This window comes from Rhodococcus sp. NPDC059969, assembly GCF_042738325.1.
In the GTDB taxonomy this organism is placed as follows: Bacteria; Actinomycetota; Actinomycetes; order Mycobacteriales; family Mycobacteriaceae; genus Rhodococcus_F.
The window spans coordinates 44310-60425 of the sequence record NZ_JBHWUF010000007.1 but is presented as its reverse complement, the minus strand read 5'-3'; the positions used below and the strand labels follow the sequence as shown (position 1 = coordinate 60425).

General features: G+C 63.5%; 15 protein-coding genes. 7 read left to right on the top strand and 8 right to left on the bottom strand.

The features are described from left to right. Window positions 1–28: 28 nt before the first annotated feature. Genes ACFWAD_RS19510 through ACFWAD_RS19475 form a run of 8 tightly spaced genes read right to left on the bottom strand, consistent with a single transcriptional unit; the run spans window position 29 to window position 7269 of the window. Window positions 29–871 carry a DegV family protein gene (locus ACFWAD_RS19510; protein ID WP_378546752.1) on the bottom strand — a complete coding sequence of 281 codons (843 nt, stop codon included), beginning with the start codon at window positions 869–871 and terminating at the stop codon, window positions 29–31. Window positions 872–875: 4 nt separating this feature from the next. Next, window positions 876–1673: a diglucosylglycerate octanoyltransferase gene (octT, locus tag ACFWAD_RS19505; protein ID WP_378546749.1), complete on the bottom strand. Its 798-nt coding sequence runs from the start codon at window positions 1671–1673 to the stop codon at window positions 876–878. After that, window positions 1660–2334, bottom strand: coding sequence for a histidine phosphatase family protein (locus ACFWAD_RS19500; protein WP_378504694.1), 675 nt, complete (start codon window positions 2332–2334; stop codon window positions 1660–1662). The genes octT and ACFWAD_RS19500 overlap by 14 nt, the downstream gene beginning before the upstream one ends. Beyond that, window positions 2331–2777, bottom strand: a complete 447-nt coding sequence (gene rsfS / locus ACFWAD_RS19495) for a ribosome silencing factor (RefSeq protein ID WP_003944502.1) — start codon at window positions 2775–2777, stop codon at window positions 2331–2333. The genes ACFWAD_RS19500 and rsfS overlap by 4 nt, the downstream gene beginning before the upstream one ends. 46 nt (window positions 2778–2823) lie before the next feature. After that, entirely contained in the window at window positions 2824–3540 is a 717-nt protein-coding gene (nadD, locus tag ACFWAD_RS19490; protein ID WP_080657183.1) for a nicotinate-nucleotide adenylyltransferase, read from the bottom strand. A gap of 18 nt (window positions 3541–3558) precedes the next feature. After that, complete coding sequence (locus ACFWAD_RS19485) at window positions 3559–5022, bottom strand: VWA domain-containing protein (protein WP_378447870.1); 1464 nt, start codon at window positions 5020–5022, stop codon at window positions 3559–3561. Window positions 5023–5030: 8 nt separating this feature from the next. Next, the gene (locus ACFWAD_RS19480) at window positions 5031–5942 is read right to left on the bottom strand and encodes a MoxR family ATPase (protein WP_019749056.1); all 912 of its coding nucleotides are present in this window, start codon (window positions 5940–5942) and stop codon (window positions 5031–5033) included. A gap of 40 nt (window positions 5943–5982) precedes the next feature. Beyond that, a complete protein-coding gene (locus tag ACFWAD_RS19475; protein WP_378546744.1) occupies window positions 5983–7269 on the bottom strand; it encodes a glutamate-5-semialdehyde dehydrogenase in 1287 nt (428 codons plus the stop codon). A gap of 172 nt (window positions 7270–7441) precedes the next feature. On the opposite strand from ACFWAD_RS19475, the gene ACFWAD_RS19470 reads away from it, so the two are divergent. The 7 genes from ACFWAD_RS19470 (at window position 7442) to ectB (ending at window position 16111) form a co-directional block, all read left to right on the top strand. Then, entirely contained in the window at window positions 7442–8545 is a 1104-nt protein-coding gene (locus ACFWAD_RS19470) for an NADH:flavin oxidoreductase/NADH oxidase (protein ID WP_378546741.1), read from the top strand. Window positions 8546–8788: 243 nt separating this feature from the next. Further along, entirely contained in the window at window positions 8789–10231 is a 1443-nt protein-coding gene (locus tag ACFWAD_RS19465) for an MFS transporter (RefSeq protein ID WP_378538087.1), read from the top strand. After that, window positions 10228–11094, top strand: a complete 867-nt coding sequence (locus ACFWAD_RS19460; protein WP_378546738.1) for a ribokinase — start codon at window positions 10228–10230, stop codon at window positions 11092–11094. Before ACFWAD_RS19465 ends, ACFWAD_RS19460 begins: the two co-directional genes overlap by 4 nt. 69 nt (window positions 11095–11163) lie before the next feature. Further along, window positions 11164–11985 (top strand): MerR family transcriptional regulator, encoded by an 822-nt coding sequence (locus ACFWAD_RS19455; RefSeq protein ID WP_378546735.1) that lies wholly within the window; start codon window positions 11164–11166, stop codon window positions 11983–11985. 39 nt (window positions 11986–12024) lie between these two features. Beyond that, entirely contained in the window at window positions 12025–14124 is a 2100-nt protein-coding gene (locus ACFWAD_RS19450; protein ID WP_378546732.1) for a RecQ family ATP-dependent DNA helicase, read from the top strand. A 160-nt stretch (window positions 14125–14284) separates the two neighbouring features. Beyond that, window positions 14285–14800 (top strand): diaminobutyrate acetyltransferase, encoded by a 516-nt coding sequence (gene ectA, locus ACFWAD_RS19445; RefSeq protein ID WP_003944572.1) that lies wholly within the window; start codon window positions 14285–14287, stop codon window positions 14798–14800. A gap of 48 nt (window positions 14801–14848) precedes the next feature. Further along, window positions 14849–16111, top strand: a complete 1263-nt coding sequence (gene ectB / locus ACFWAD_RS19440; protein ID WP_230813966.1) for a diaminobutyrate--2-oxoglutarate transaminase — start codon at window positions 14849–14851, stop codon at window positions 16109–16111. The last annotated feature ends 5 nt before the right edge of the window (window positions 16112–16116 follow it).

Sequence of the window (16116 nt, the reverse complement as noted above, 5' to 3'; positions counted from 1 at the left end):
CGAGCCACAATGCAAAGTTCAAGACCGCTCAGGCACTCGTGTCGACGTCCGGCAGCGGGCACACCACCACACCGATCGCGCCGACACCGACGTGCGCTCCGATGACCGCACTGAAGTCGGTAACCACAGATTCCGCTACATCGGGGATGCGCTCGGCCAACTGTTCCGCGATCCCGTCCGCACGCTCTCGCGCTCGCATGTGATGCACGGCTATCGCCACACGACCGAGACCAGCGCGCTCGACTGCCGAATCCACCAAGCGTGCAAGCGCTTTGGTGGTGGTACGTGTTTTCTCGCCGAGCACCAGCTTGCCGTCCACCAGATGCAGGATCGGCTTCATCGCCAATGCAGTACCCAGCAACGCAGCCGCGGTTCCGATTCGTCCGCCCCGGCGCAATTGATCAAGTTTGTCGACGACGATGTAGCAGCGCCCACGACTTGCAACGTCGACCGCCCGGCCATATGCCTCTTCGAGTGAAGCGCCCTTCTCGGCCAAGCGCGCAGCTTCGAGAGCGGGATATCCCAAACCCATTCCGGCGGACTGTGAATCGACGATCCGGACGGCGCCACCGAACTCCTGGGCCGCGACTCGTCCGGCTTCCCACGTTCCCGAGAGTTGACGTGAAATGTGAACGGCGAGAACGCCGTCACCGTCGCTCATGTCCAGGGCGCGTGCATACGCTTCGGACAACTCGGCGGGCGACGCTCCGGCCGTTGTCACTCCCGACAGATCGTTCGGCATTGCGTCGACGCCCTCACGCAAGTCGCAGCCGTCGCGGAGCACATGGAGGGGAACCACCTGAATGCCACATGCGTCGGCCGACTCCTGCGGAATGCAGGCGGAGGAATCCGTGACGACGACGACCGGCACTGTGCTACCCGACTTCGCTCGGTGGTGAGACGAGTTGCGGTGAGACAAGTTCCGGCGAAACCACTGTCTGCGCCTCGACCCCGCGAATCGCAGCGATCATCGCGCGGGCTACGCCGACGTGACCGTCCCAACCCCAGTGAATGCCATCAGGATTGCCGTTCTCGGAAAAGACGTTGTCGCGCACTGCATCCGCAAGGTCGACCACGGGAACGTCTTTCTTCGTAGCCCACTCGGTGATCGCGGATACGGCGGCCGGCCGGCCGGCATGCACGCTTGCGTAGGCCTCGCTGCGGTGCACGGACGGCAGGGTCGCGATCATCGGCAGTTCCGGCCGCATGTACTCCAACGCATTTCGCGAGCTTTCCAGATACTCGACGCTCAGCTTGGGCGGAAGCGCGACCGGGCGGCCCAGAGGTGCAAGCCGCGGCTGCAGCCACTGATAACCCTCGCGCACCACGCGTCGAAGCGCCGGAGGACGAACGTAGCGGATGGTCTCGCGGAGCGCGGTAGGCAAGGGGGACGGCAGCGAGTCCATACCGCCGACCGCAAACACGACGGCGCCGGCCCGCGGCACCGCCGCCCACACACGAGGATCCTGAGTCAGTGCCCACCACGCGTCGCGGCACGTCCAGCCGATACGGGCGACCAGCTCGACATCCCAGCCGAGTTCGTCGGCCACGATGTTGGGCCAGATGCGTGGATGATCTGCCGCGAGGCCGCCTTTGGGGCCGAAATACGACAGCGAATCCGCGAGCACGAGGAGGACGGGGCGCTGCCCGTCGGCACTTTCAGAGGACGTCATTTGCGACACTCGCAGAAGCATTCCATACGTCGAGTCGCCACTCGATCGACTTGACGTCACCGTGTCCGCTGAGTTGCACCCAACTGGTGTTTCCCAATCCGCCGAGGACAGCCCAGCGGTCGATGGGCAGGTCGAGCAAGGCCGCTGTCAGTGCCGCGATCAAGCCTCCGTGCGCCACCAGAACCACGGGCCGCTCGGCCCAGTCCGGGTGCGTCTCGAGTAGTTCGTGAACTACGGGAAGGCTGCGATTCGCGACGTCGATTCGGCTTTCACCGCCGGGCGGCGCCAACGTGGCATCTGCCCGCCAGGCAGATCGCACACCGGGAGTGCGCTCGTCGACGTCGTGATGCGTCAGGCCTTGCCACTCGCCCAGGTGTGTCTCACGCAGACGCGTGTCGGTGAGGACCGGAAGTCCGGCGGCATCACCGACAGCGACGGCCGTGAAGTACGCCCGACGCAGATCCGAGGACACGATCGTCAACGGTCTGCGATCGGCGATCACCGGACCTGCACTCTTGGCCTGCGTGCGTCCCAACTCCGACAGGTCGGTGTCGAGTTGCCCCTGCATCCGAGAGTCGGCGTTGTATTCGGTCTGTCCGTGACGCAGCAGGATGAGCCGGCGGACAGGGTTCGACGCCGCACTGGGCGCCGATGAAGTCACAGCGAGGGATCCTGCGCGTCCGGCTCGGAAACCGTGTCGGTCTCGAACACCGTGTTGGCGTCGGCGGGGCCGGGACGGTTCTGTCCGAGACCTTCGACCTCGACCGTCGGGCAGTCCTTCCACAGGCGATCGAGAGCGTAGAAGTTGCGCTCCTCGTCGTGCTGGACGTGGACGACGATGTCGGCGTAGTCGAGCAGTGCCCAGCGGCCCTCGCGGGTGCCTTCACGACGGACAGGCTTGTGTCCGGCTTCGCGGAGGCGATCCTCGATGTTCTCGACGATCGAGTTGACCTGACGCTCGTTGGTCGCGGACGCGATCACGAAGCAGTCCGTGATGACCAGCTGTTCGGACACATCGAGCACCACCACTTCGGTGGCCAGCTTCTCGTCGGCTGCCAAGGCCGCGATGCGTGCCATGTCGATGGCTTCGGTGTTTGCACTCACTCGATGTTCTCCAGTTTCGTCTTCAGAAAGTACTTGTTGTTCTCGGCTAGCTCGATTCGGCGCCCGGGACGGCTTCCGACTTCCCCGGTGCGGGCTCCGACATCGTTGTAGCTCCGTCGCGGCGCTCCGCGTCGACAGGTCGATACAGGTTCCGCTTCGAGATGTACTGCACCACTCCATCCGGCACCAGGTACCAGACAGGGCGGTCTTCACTTGCCCGACGCCGACATTCGGTCGACGAAATGGCAAGTGCCGGAATCTCTATCAACGTGACCGCGTCGGCGGGCATGGTGTCGAGGTGACCGGCCAGGTGCTCTGCATTGAGATCGAAGCCCGGTCGCGATACCCCGACGAACTTCGCCAATGCGAACAACTCTTCCCAATCTTGCCAGGAAAGGATGCTGGCCAGCGCATCGGCACCGGTGATGAAGAAGAGTTCGGCGTCGGGATGGTAGGCCCGGAGGTCTCGCAATGTGTCCACGGTGTACGTCACTTTTTCACGGTCGACGTCGACCCGAGAGACGGAAAACCGCGGGTTGGAGGCGGTGGCGATGACCGTCATGAGGTACCGATCCTCGGCAGGACTGACGCCCCTCCCCTGCTTCTGCCAGGGCCGCCCGGTGGGGACGAAGATCACTTCGTCGAGTCCGAACCGGTCGGCGACCTCACTGGCCGCAACGAGGTGGCCATGGTGAATGGGGTCGAAGGTGCCACCCATCACTCCGAGGCGTCGAGCACGTTCCACCGATAGTCCCTTCTGCACGAGTGTCGAGCTTACGGGTCAGACCGGCAGCAGACGGGACACGACGTCGGCAAGCTGCTGGGCGGAGCGGCACTCGTGCATGCTGATGACCTCGTTGTACACCTTCGCCGCGGAGTCACCCGTTCCCCATTGCCCCTTCGGCTCAGGGTTGAGCCAGTGTGCGTGCTTGGCAACCGCAACCATCTGCGACAGCGACTGGAGGTTGGGATCGCGGTAGTTGTTGCGACCGTCGCCGAGTACCAGCAGCGACGTGCGACTGGTGATCGACTGCGCGAACTTCTCCTGGAAGACCCCGAAGGCGTGCCCGTAGTCGGAGTGGCCGTCGTAGGTGATCAGCTCGGCTTCACGCACCATCCGTGACATCGCGGACCCGAGGTCTGCGTTCGAGTCGAAGAACCGCGTGACCTCGTCGGTCGTGTCGATGAACGCGAACACCCGCACGCGCGAGAACTGCTCGCGCAAGGCGTTCACGAGCAGCAGGGTGAAATGGCTGAACCCCGCCACCGAACCCGACACGTCACACATCACCACAAGTTCCGGTCGTGCTCGCTTCGGCTTGCGCTGCACCAGATCGATCGGCACTCCACCCGTCGACATGGACTTGCGCAAGGTGCGACGCAGGTCGATCGAACCCGCGCGGGAGCGGCTACGACGCACGGCGAGACGGCTGGCCAGCAGACGAGCCAGGGGTGCGACGTTCTTCTTCAGCGTGGTGAGTTCGGCGTCGGAGGCCCGCAGGAAGTCGACTTCCTCGGCGAGTTTCGGAACGCCGTACGTGGCGACCCGTTCCTTGCCCAGATTCTCAGCGGTGCGTCGACGCGTTTCCTTCTCGACCATCTTGCGGAAGTCCGCGATGCGCTGTGCTGCCGTGCGCTTGGCGACCTCGGATTGATAGTCGGAGTTGTCCTTGCCTTCCGACCCGGAACCTTCCTGGTTGCCGAGTAGACCCTGCAGGATCTTGTTGAGCAAAGTCTCCGGGGCGACGTCGCGCAGTGCCTGGTAGGCGGAGAACGACGGGCCGTTGCTCGACTGGTATTGCCCGAGTTCCTCGACCATTGCGGCGGTGAGAAGTTCGGTCAACTCCATCGCCTCGTCGCTGCCGTCAGTCAGCAATTCGGCGATCAGCTCACGCAAGGCCTGCAGATCGATCGAACCGTCGGGCTTACGTGGCAGTGACACGTCGACGTCTCCGACCGCCCGGTCACCGATCGCTTTGGGGAACCACAGGTCGAAGACGGCGTCGAACGTGGCCCGGTGGGTCGGCCTGCGCAGGAGCGAGCACGCCAGCCCTTCACGAAGAGCCTCACGATCGAGCAGATCGAGAACCGACATGACCTGACCGGCGTCGACGGTCTCGGACGGGCCGACCATGATTCCGCGTCGTCGCAGCGCCTCGACAAAATCGACGAGGTGACCGGGAATCCCGTGCGGCGCTGCCAGGCCGCCAGGTGAGAGCGGCGACGTCGATCCTGCGGGAGCCATGTCAGACCTCAGTTCAGCCGAAGTTCAGCGGCGGCACGCACCTGGTCCGACTGGTGCTTGAGGATCACGCCGAGCGTGGCGCGAACGGCATCGTCGTCGAGAGTGTCCATGCCCAGAGCCAGGAGTGTGCGGCCCCAGTCGATGGTCTCCGACACCGAAGGGACCTTCTTGAGCTGCATTCCGCGAAGAACACGAATGGTGTTGACCAGCTGCTCGGCAATCGCTTCGGGCAGTTCCGGCACCCGACTGGCGAGGATGCGGCGCTCGAGGTCCGCATCCGGGAAGTCGAGATGCAGGAAGAGGCAACGACGCTTCAGAGCCTCCGAGAGTTCACGAGTGGCATTCGAGGTCAACACAGTGAACGGCTTGCGGGTGGCGGTAATGGTTCCGAGTTCGGGGATCGTGACCGCGAAATCGCTGAGGACTTCAAGGAGCAGGCCTTCGATCTCGACGTCGGCCTTGTCCGTCTCGTCGATCAACAGCACCGTCGGGTCCTCGCGGCGAATTGCCTTGAGCAGTGGACGAGCGAGCAGGAACTCCTCCGAGAACACATCCGCCTTCGTCGAGTCCCAGCTGTGGTCGACCGCGACATCACCCCTCGCTCCGCTCGCCCCGCCCGACTGGATCCGCAAGATCTGCTTCGCGTGGTTCCACTCGTAGAGCGCACGAGCCTCGTCGACGCCTTCGTAGCACTGCAGACGTACCAGCTCGGCGCCTGTCGTCTGGGCTACCGCGCGCGCCAACTCGGTCTTACCGACACCGGCCGGTCCCTCGATGAGCAGGGGCTTGCCCAGTCGGTCGGCAAGGAACACTGCCGTTGCAGTGCCCTTGTCGGACAGGTAACCCGTCTCGGCCAAACGCTCGATCACGTCGTCGACGCTCGAGAAGAACGGTGTTGTATCGGGGAGAGCTCGGTCCACGGTTAACTCCTAAAAAGGGGGGGCAAGTCTGGTGAACTTTTCAGGCGGGTCGGGTGTGCCCGTCGCCCCAGACGATCCACTTGGTGGACGTCAGTTCCGGCAGCCCCATGGGGCCACGCGCGTGTAGTTTCTGGGTGGAGATGCCGATCTCGGCGCCGAACCCGAACTGCTCACCGTCGGTGAATGCAGTCGACGCGTTGACCATCACTGCGGCGGCGTCGATGCGAGCGGTGAACTCGCGGGCAGCCGAGAGATCGGACGTCACGATGGCTTCGGTGTGGCCCGTTCCGTACTGGTCGATGTGCTCGACGGCAGCGTCCAAGTCCTTGACGATTTTGAGAGCGACGTCGAGGGTGAGGTATTCCTTCGACCAGTCGTCCTCGGTGGCGGGGACCAGTCCCGGCAGATCACCGTGCACTACAACGTCGTGCATCTGGAGCGCTTGCAGCAGCTTCGGCACGGCGGTCTCGGCGATCGCAGCGTCGACCAGCACGGTTTCGGCTGTATTGCAGACGCTGGGCCGACGGGTCTTGGAGTTGAGAAGAATCTTCTCGGCCATCAGGAGATCGGCGGCCGAGTGAACGTAGACGTGGCAATTACCGACACCGGTCTCGATGGTGGGCACGGTGGCATCACGCACGACTGCGTTGATCAACCCGGCACCGCCGCGTGGGATGACAACATCGACGAGGCCGCGGGCCTGGATGAGGTGCGTGACCGTCGACCGATCTGCACTCGGCAGAAGTTGAACGGAGTCCTCGGGGAGCCCCTGAGCAACCAACGACGCGCGAAGCGCCTCCACCAACGCTTCGTTGGACTTGACCGCCGAGGACGAACCACGAAGCAGCGCAGCATTTCCCGATTTGAGAGTCAGTCCGAATGCGTCGACGGTAACGTTGGGGCGAGCCTCGTAGACCATGCCGACGACACCGAGCGGAACGCGCTGCTGGCGTAGCTCCAAGCCGTTCGGCAGAGTGGAACCACGAAGCACCTCGCCGATCGGATCGGGTAGCCCGGCAACCTGACGCAAACCCGAAGCGATGCCCTCGATCCGGTCAGCAGTCAGCCGAAGGCGGTCGAGCAATGATTCCTCGGTGCCACCGGCCTTCGCAGTGTCGATATCGAGAGCGTTGGCCGCGAGAATCCGATCACTGGCCGCGAGTACCGCGTCGGCTGCGCCGTGGAGCGCAGCGTCCTTCTGCGCGGTGGTCAGCAGAGCCAGGACGCGCGAAGCCTTACGGGCTCGGCGTGCGGCGTCGTGCACGACGGCCTTGGTGTCGGACGCATTCGAGTCGACGGTTTCTGCGTTGGATGTCACAGCGGTCATGAATACACATTAACCACCCACCGCGGCGGCCTGCTCGGCGGAACAAGGCTGTGACCACCCGGGACCATTCCGGCGGACCGCCGGGGAACATTTCGGCGGACCGCCGGGGAACAATTCCGGCGCGCGACACTGTTGCACCCACCGACCTTCTTCTTCGAGTCAGGAGCCATCCGTGAGTGTGTTGTTCGAGCCTTTGACCCTGCGCGGCGTCACCATCCCGAACCGCGTCTGGATGGCACCGATGTGCCAGTACTCGGCTGACGTCATCGGCGACCAGGTCGGAGTGCCCAACGAGTGGCATCGCACGCACTTGGTGAGCCGTGCGATCGGCGGCACCGGCCTGATTCTCACCGAGGCGACGGCCGTCAATGCCGAGGGCCGCATATCGGCAGCTGATCTGGGGATCTGGAACGACACGCAGGCGCAAGCCTTCGCCGAGATCAACGCGCAACTCGCGTACTTCGGCGCAGTGCCCGGAATTCAGCTGGCGCACGCCGGACGCAAAGCGTCGACGCAGGTTCCGTGGCGCGGAGGCAAGAGCCTGCCGGCCGACGACCGTCTCTCCTGGCAGACAGTGGCTCCCAGCGCGGTTCCGTTCGGTCATCTCGCCGAGCCGGTCGAGCTCACCACCGAGGGCATCGAACAGGTCGTCGCGGACTTCGCAGCGGCGGCAACCCGTGCATTGAAGGCCGAATTCAAGGTCGTGGAAATTCACGCGGCTCACGGATACCTGATCCATCAGTTCCTCTCCCCCGAGAGCAACAAGCGAACGGACCGCTACGGCGGCAGCTTCGAGAACCGCATTCGGTTGCTCCTGGAAATCCTGAGCGCAGTCCGCGAGGTGTGGCCGGCCGAGTTGCCGCTCTTCGTCCGGGTCTCGGCGACGGATTGGCTGACGGAAGAGCGCGGACTGGAGGTCGACAGCTGGACCGCCGATCAGACCGTTGCCCTCGCCAACATCCTCTCCGACTACGGAGTCGATCTCGTCGACGTCTCCACCGGCGGTAATTCACCGGCGGCGCAGATTCCGGTGGAACCGGGATATCAGGTTCCGTTCGCCCGTCGCCTCCAGAACGAGAGCCTGCTACCGGCCGCCGCCGTCGGCCTCATCACCGAACCCGAGCAAGCCGAGAAGATCGTCGAGGACGGAAGCGCAGTGGCGGTGCTCCTCGGCCGCGAACTGTTGCGTGATCCCTACTGGGCGCGCCGGGCGGCCCGTGAACTGAACGCCGAGGTAGGACCGCATATCCCGTCGCAGTACGCGCGCGCCTTCTAGCCCGAAAATCGGCTCCCGCGCACAACTTTGATAGCGTAAGCGTCTTACTTGCCGGTAGTCCGGAGCCCTGTGGGCTCCGGACACTGCCGCGGGCCAGAGCCGTGCGACGGGGGTCGCAACGAGCCACAGGGCACGCGGACGCTCGATTTCCCGACCGGCTCATCGGCGAGTGGGCAACGAAAAGATGCGTGCATCAGGTACGTGCCCCGCTCGGTTCGATGATTGCGCTGGGGAGCGCATGTCATGACTACACCAGAGAACTCGATCAGCGCTCTCGAAGTGGCCGAATCACCCGATGTCTGCGTCACCGACAATGCGTCCGTCAAGCGCGCTGTCAAGGCAACGATGCTCGGAAATGCCATGGAGTGGTTCGATTTCGGCGTTTACGCATATCTAGCTACCACTATCGGAAAAGTGTTCTTCCCGGACGCGAGCGGCAGCGCTCAACTCCTCTCTACCTTTGCAATTTTTGCGGCAGCCTTCATCGTCCGCCCACTCGGCGGATTGTTCTTCGGTCCACTCGGTGACCGCATCGGACGCAAGAAAGTCCTGGCCACCACCATCATTCTGATGGCGGGCAGCACCTTCGCCATCGGCCTCATCCCGAGCTACGAATCCATCGGTATCGCCGCCCCGATCCTGCTGGTACTCCTACGCCTACTGCAGGGCTTTTCCACCGGCGGCGAATACGGCGGGGCCAGTACGTTTGTCGCCGAATACGCACCGGACAAGCGGCGCGGCTTCTTCGCCAGCTTCCTCGAATTCGGCACCCTGGCAGGATATGTGGCGGCAGCGGGCATCGTCACGATCATCCAGACCGTCGTCAGCGCCGAGGACCTCCTCCAGTGGGGCTGGCGCATCCCCTTCCTCATTGCCGGACCGCTGGGTCTCATCGGTCTGTACCTCCGTCTGCGTTTGGAGGAAACTCCCGCATTCCAGATGATGGAGCAGGCCGAAGAGCGCTCCCTCGCAGACGAATCCACCGGCAAGAAACTGCGCGAAACTCTCGTCGACAACTGGCGACCGCTCGTCCTGTGCATCGTTCTCGTGGCCACGTACAACATCGCTCACTACGGCCTGCTCAGCTACATGCCGACGTACCTGACCAACACGTTGGGTTACGACGAATCCCACGGACTCGTCCTGATGATCATCGTCATGATCGTGATGATGATGGGAATCAGTTACGTCGGAAAGTTCTCGGACCGAGTCGGGCGTAAACCATTGTTGCTCAGCGGTTTCATTGGATTCTTCCTCCTTTCCCTGCCCGCATACCTGTTGATCGGCGTCGGCAATTACGTGACGGTCTTCCTGGGACTCGCAATTCTCGGCGGATTGCTCCTGCTGTTCGTCGGAGTCTTCCCGTCCGTGCTGCCCGCACTGTTCCCGACCGGAATCAGGTACGGCGGCTTGGCAATCGGATACAACCTCGCGGTCTCCATCTTCGGCGGAACCACTCCCCTGGTGCTCACCGCCCTCGAAAGTGCAACGGGCAGCAACCTGGTCGCGCCGATGTACATGATGATCGCCGCAGTGATCGGCGGTATCGCGGTACTGCTCATCCCCGAGACGGCACGCAAGCCACTCGACGGTTCGCCGCCCTCCGTCGCCACCGACGAGGAAGCACGTCGGATCATCCGCAAGGTTCGTCGAAAGAGAATGAAGGCCGATAACCTCGAGGTATGAGCACGCCTCGAATCGTCGTCGTCGGCAGTATCAACATGGACCTGGCCACCTCAGTGTCCAGATTTCCCGCTCCGGGAGAAACACTGCTCGGCACTGCCTTTGCCACAACCGCGGGAGGCAAAGGCAGTAATCAGGCCATCGCCGCCGCGAAGGCAGGAGGCGATGTGTCGTTCGTCGGAGCGGTCGGCGACGACGGTTTCGGTACGCAGTTGCGAGACACGCTTGAAGACGCCGGCGTCGACACCGCATTGCTTCGTAGTGTCGACGGCCCGAGTGGCGTTGCCGCCATCACCGTGAGCGAGGACGCGGAGAACAACATCATCGTCGTCCCGGGCGCCAATTCCTCGGTCACCTCGTTGTCAGAAGCAGACCTCGACGCGATCGCACACGCCGACGTTCTACTGTGCCAACTCGAAATCCCGGTCGAGACAGTTACAGCAGCAGCCGAGCACGCACATGCTAACGGGACGACGGTCATCCTCAATCCGTCTCCTGTGCAAGAACTTCCGGATCCACTGATCGATGCAGTCGACATCTTGATCGTCAACCAGACCGAGTCGGAGCAGTTGGCCGCGGTCACCGGTCGCGTCCGATACCTCGTCACGACGCTCGGGGCCGGCGGCGCGGATCTCAGGTCGGGCGAGAAGACAATCCACGCCGACTCCCCGGCCGTGACACCCGTGGATACAACCGGCGCAGGCGATGCCTTCACCGGCGCCTTCGCCGTGGAGTGGATGCAGGACCAGGAACGCGCCCTGCAGTTCGCTGCCACGGCGGGAAGCCTGGCGACGACGGTTCGCGGTGCCTCGGTGTCGTCACCCGCTCGCGCTGCGATCGAGAAAGTGCTGAAGCGTCAGGCTTGACTCTGACACCGTGTGAGGTCGTAAACCTGTAGGTGTCGGGTTTGTGAGAGAGAAACGGGGCGAGCAACCATGTTGAGCATCGGAGACTTCGCGAGAGCAGGTCGTGTGTCGGTGCGCATGCTCCGCCACTACGACGCCATCGGCCTGCTCACACCCGCGAGGGTCGACGCATCCAGCGGGTATCGCTCGTACACCGCGGGCCAGTTGGCGCTGCTCAACCGCATCGTCGCTCTCAAGGAGTTGGGCCTGACCCTGGCCCAGGTCCAGCAAGTGGTGGAGTCGGCGGTCACCGTCGACGAGATCCGCGGGATGCTCACGCTTCGCCGTGCAGAACTCGAAACCCGAATCCAGGAAGACACCGCGCGACTGGCGCACGTACAGGCGCGCCTACGCATCATCGAAAGTGAGGGACAGATGTCCGCATACGAGGTTGTGATCAAGTCCGTTCCGGCGCTGCGGGTCGCGGAGTTGACCGGTACCGCCAAGACGATGGATCCGTCGTCGATCGGCCCGGTGGTTCGCGGGTTGTACGAGCGCCTTTGTACCGGTTTGGATCGTGCCGGTATCGCCGCGATCGGACCCGCTGTCGCCTACTACGAGGATTCCGGTGACGACGAGAACGTCGTCGTCCATGCGGCGCTACCGGTCGACGCGGATCCCGAGGGCGACTACGAGTTCGCTGTGGTGGACCTGCGGGCCGAAGAGCACGTGGCCTCGCTGCTGCACAAGGGTTCGATGGACAACTGCCTGCCCGCTTATCAGGCGTTGGCCCAATGGATCGACGCAGCGGGATACCGCAATGCCGGGCCCAGCCGTGAGGTGACGCTGGCGTGCCCGGAGGATGTCGACGGCTGGGTCACCGAGCTGCAGGAACCTGTTGCCAAGGCCTGAAGCCCGCACGTGTCGGCAGGGTCGTGCACCATGGGGTCCATGACCACCGCCACTGCCCCAGCCATGCGCGACGAAGCCGAGCGACTGCTCCGCGAACTCGCGGGGCCGGATGCCCGCCTACGCGAGGACCAGTGGACGGCTATCGAGGCGCTGGTGGTGCAGCGCAAGCGCGCGCTTGTCGTGCAGCGGACCGGTTGGGGCAAGTCGGCGGTCTACTTCATCTCGGCGAAGCTGCTCCGGGCAACAGGCCACGGCCCCACGGTCATCGTCTCTCCCTTGTTGGCCCTGATGCGAAACCAGGTCAGTTCTGCCGAGCGTGCCGGGGTGCGAGCCGCAACCATCAACTCGGGCAATGTCACCGAGTGGGACGACATCCACGCCCGCGTCGCAGCCAACGATCTCGACGTACTGCTGGTCAGCCCCGAGCGCCTCAACAACCCCGACTTCCGCGATCAGGTTCTTCCGTCCCTGGCAGCTGACGCCGGCTTGGTAGTGGTCGACGAGGCTCACTGTGTTTCCGACTGGGGACACGACTTCCGTCCCGACTATCGGCGCATCAGGACGTTGATCGCCGAACTCGGCGAAGGCATTCCCGTCCTCGCGACCACGGCTACGGCCAACAACCGCGTCGTCGAGGACGTGTCCGCCCAACTCGGCGTCGGCGGCGAGGAAACGCTCGTACTTCGTGGCGGGCTCGAACGCGAGTCACTTCACCTTTCCGTGGTTCACATTCCCGAGGCGACGGCGCGCGCTGCCTGGCTCGCCGACATGCTCGAGACGCTGCCGGGATCGGGCATCATCTACACGCTGACGGTCTCGGCCGCACGCGACCTCGCAAGCCTGCTCTCCGAACGCGGGCATACCGTCGCCGCCTACACGGGCCAGACCGACCCCACCGAACGTGAATCCCTCGAGCAGGACTTGTTGGGCAATCGCGTCAAGGCCCTGGTGGCCACCTCGGCCCTCGGGATGGGCTTCGACAAGCCCGATCTCGGGTTCGTCGTCCACCTCGGCGCACCGTCGTCGCCGATCTCGTACTACCAGCAGGTGGGCCGCGCCGGTCGTTCCACCGACAGGGCCGACGTGATCCTGCTGCCGGGCGCCGAGGACAAGCAGATCTGGAGCTACTTCGCCTCGGTCGCCTTCCCCCGCGAGCATCTCGTCCGCAGCGTCATCGAGCACCTCGACACCGAAAAGGCCACGTCGACACCGGCACTCGAACCTCTGGTGGAGCTCAATCGAACGCGTCTCGAGATGGTCCTCAAAGTCCTCGACGTCGACGGCGCCGTCAAACGCGTCAAGGGCGGCTGGATCAGCACCGGCGAACCTTGGGTGTACGACGCCGAGCGCTACGGCCGACTCGACGATGCTCGCCAGGCCGAGCAGGCCGCAATGGTCGAGTACCAGAGCATCACGACGTGTCGAATGACCTTCCTGCGTGAACAACTCGACGATCCGGGCCTGACCTCGGAGAACTCACAGTGCGGTCGCTGTGACAACTGCACGGGCGATCGCTACGACACCACTGTCGACACCGCCGCCCTCGACGAGACTCGGGCGCGCTTGCAGCGCCCCGGATTCGACCTGGAGCCGCGCAAGATGTGGCCGACCGGCCTGAGCAAGCTGGGCGTCAAGCTGTCCGGGAAGATCACCGAGGGCCCGGAAACCGGGCGCATTCTCGGACGGATGTCGGACCTGGGCTGGGGCCAACGTCTCCGGGCGCTTTTCGACGGTCCCGACGCAGAGGTACCCGATGCGGTGGTCGGCGCGTGTATCAGCGTTCTGGCGGCCTGGAATTGGGCCGAGCGCCCCACCGGTGTCATGGCCCTCGAATCCACGACGCATCCGCTGTTGGTGTCGAGCCTGGCTGCCAAGCTGGCCGAGGTCGGGCGATTGACCGACCTGGGCACCCTTCGCTTGCGCCCCGACCACCCTCCGGTGTCGGCAGCGAACTCCGCCTATCGCGTGTCCGGACTGGTCGATGTTTGGGAAGTCCCGGACATGAGTATCCACCAGGGACCAATACTTCTCGTCGACGCAATCGCCGATACCGGTTGGACTTTCACGATGGCCGCACGCGCACTTCGACAGGCTGGTGCTCACTCTGTACTTCCGTTGGCGCTCGCGAGCCCGAAATAGCGAGTTTTCGCCCGAAATAGTCGCTCCGACAACGGCAAAAGTTACATAATGTGAGCACCATCACATTCATGTCCTCACCTGGGGCGCAACGGGTTCCACACGGCCCGAAACGGACATCTGCATGACTTCGACAGCAATGATTGTTACGTTCAGATGACCGATGAAGCCTGTTGATACGAGAGCTATCCCGACCACCGCGCCGGACGCGGTGTTGTTCAGAAGCCCACAGATCGATGACGGAGTCCGGCTCTGGGAGATCGCACGTGATTCGAAGGTGCTCGACCTCAATTCGAGTTATGCATACCTGTTGTGGTGCAGGGATTTCAGCGCGACGTCCATCGTCGCAGAGGTAGACGGCCGCGTAGTCGGATTCGTTTCCGGTTATACCCGTCCCAGCGCGCAGGAAACCCTGTTCGTGTGGCAAGTGGCGGTCGACGAAGACCAGCGCGGCAAGGCAATTGCTGCCCGCATGCTGTCCGACTTGATGGATCGCACTGCCCCGCTGGGTGTTACACATCTGGAGACGACGATCAGCCCCGACAACGAGGCTTCGATCGCACTCTTCACCGCGCTCGCACGTCGACGCGAAGTACCGATAACCAGGCAGACCTTGTTCTCGCCCAACGATTTTCCCGATGGACACGAAGCCGAAGATCTTTACACGATCGGCGCCTAGCGCACTTCGCGCTCGGCATACAGCATGCCCCGGAGGAACAAAGAAGATATGAATATCAACGAAGCAAGCATTTTCGAAACCCTCGAGTCCGAGGTTCGCAGCTACTGCCGTGACTGGCCCGCAGTGTTCACCAGCGCATCCGGATCCTGGATTCGTGACGAGAACGGACGCGACTACCTCGATTTCTTCGCCGGCGCCGGCGCACTCAACTACGGTCACAACAACCCGGTGCTCAAATCCGCACTGGTCGACTACATCATGAACGACGGCATCACGCACGGCCTCGACATGTCCACTGTCGCCAAACGCGAATTCCTCGAGACCTTTCAGCGCAACATCCTCGAGCCACGCGGACTGGACTACAAGGTCCAGTTCCCCGGCCCGACCGGCTCGAACACCGTCGAGGCTGCATTGAAGCTGGCTCGCAAGGTCACCGGACGTTCGGCAGTCATCAACTTCACCAACGCATTTCACGGAATGACACTCGGTGCACTCTCCGTGACCGGTAACTCGATGAAGCGTGCGGGCGCCGGTGTCCCCCTCGTGCACACGACGCCGATGCCCTTCGACAACTACTTCGACGGCGTCACCGAGGACTTCCAGTGGTTCTCCCGCGTTCTCGATGATTCCGGCAGTGGAATCAACCGCCCCGCCGCAGTGATCGTCGAAACCGTGCAGGGTGAAGGTGGCGTCAATGTCGCTCGCCCCGAATGGCTTCGGGCGCTGGCAACACTGTGCTCGGATCGCGGAATCCTGCTGATCGTCGACGACGTGCAGATGGGTTGCGGCCGTACCGGCCCGTTCTTCTCCTTCGAAGAGGCCGGAATCGTTCCTGACATCGTCACACTGTCCAAGTCGATCAGCGGCTACGGTATGCCCATGGCGCTCACGCTGTTCAAGCGTGAACTCGACGTCTGGGGACCGGGCGAGCACAACGGCACATTCCGTGGCAACAACCCGGCGTTCGTCACCTCAAAGGTGGCACTCGACCACTACTGGTCCGACGACGCACTGACCAAGACAACACTGAAGAAGGGCGCACGCATCAGCGAATGCTTCGCCAATCTCTCCGATCAGTTCCCCGGCGAGGTCTCTCACCGCGGACGCGGCCTGGTCCAGGGCCTGGTCTTCGACCAGCCTGAGCGCGCCGGAAAGGTCTGCCAGCTGGCTTTCGACGAGGGACTGCTCGCCGAGACCTCCGGACCCTCCGACCAGGTTGTGAAACTGCTTCCGGCACTGACGATTACCGACGAAGAGCTCGAGCACGGCCTCTCCATCCTGGCCGAGGCGACACTCAAGGTCTGCAGCTAGAGGAA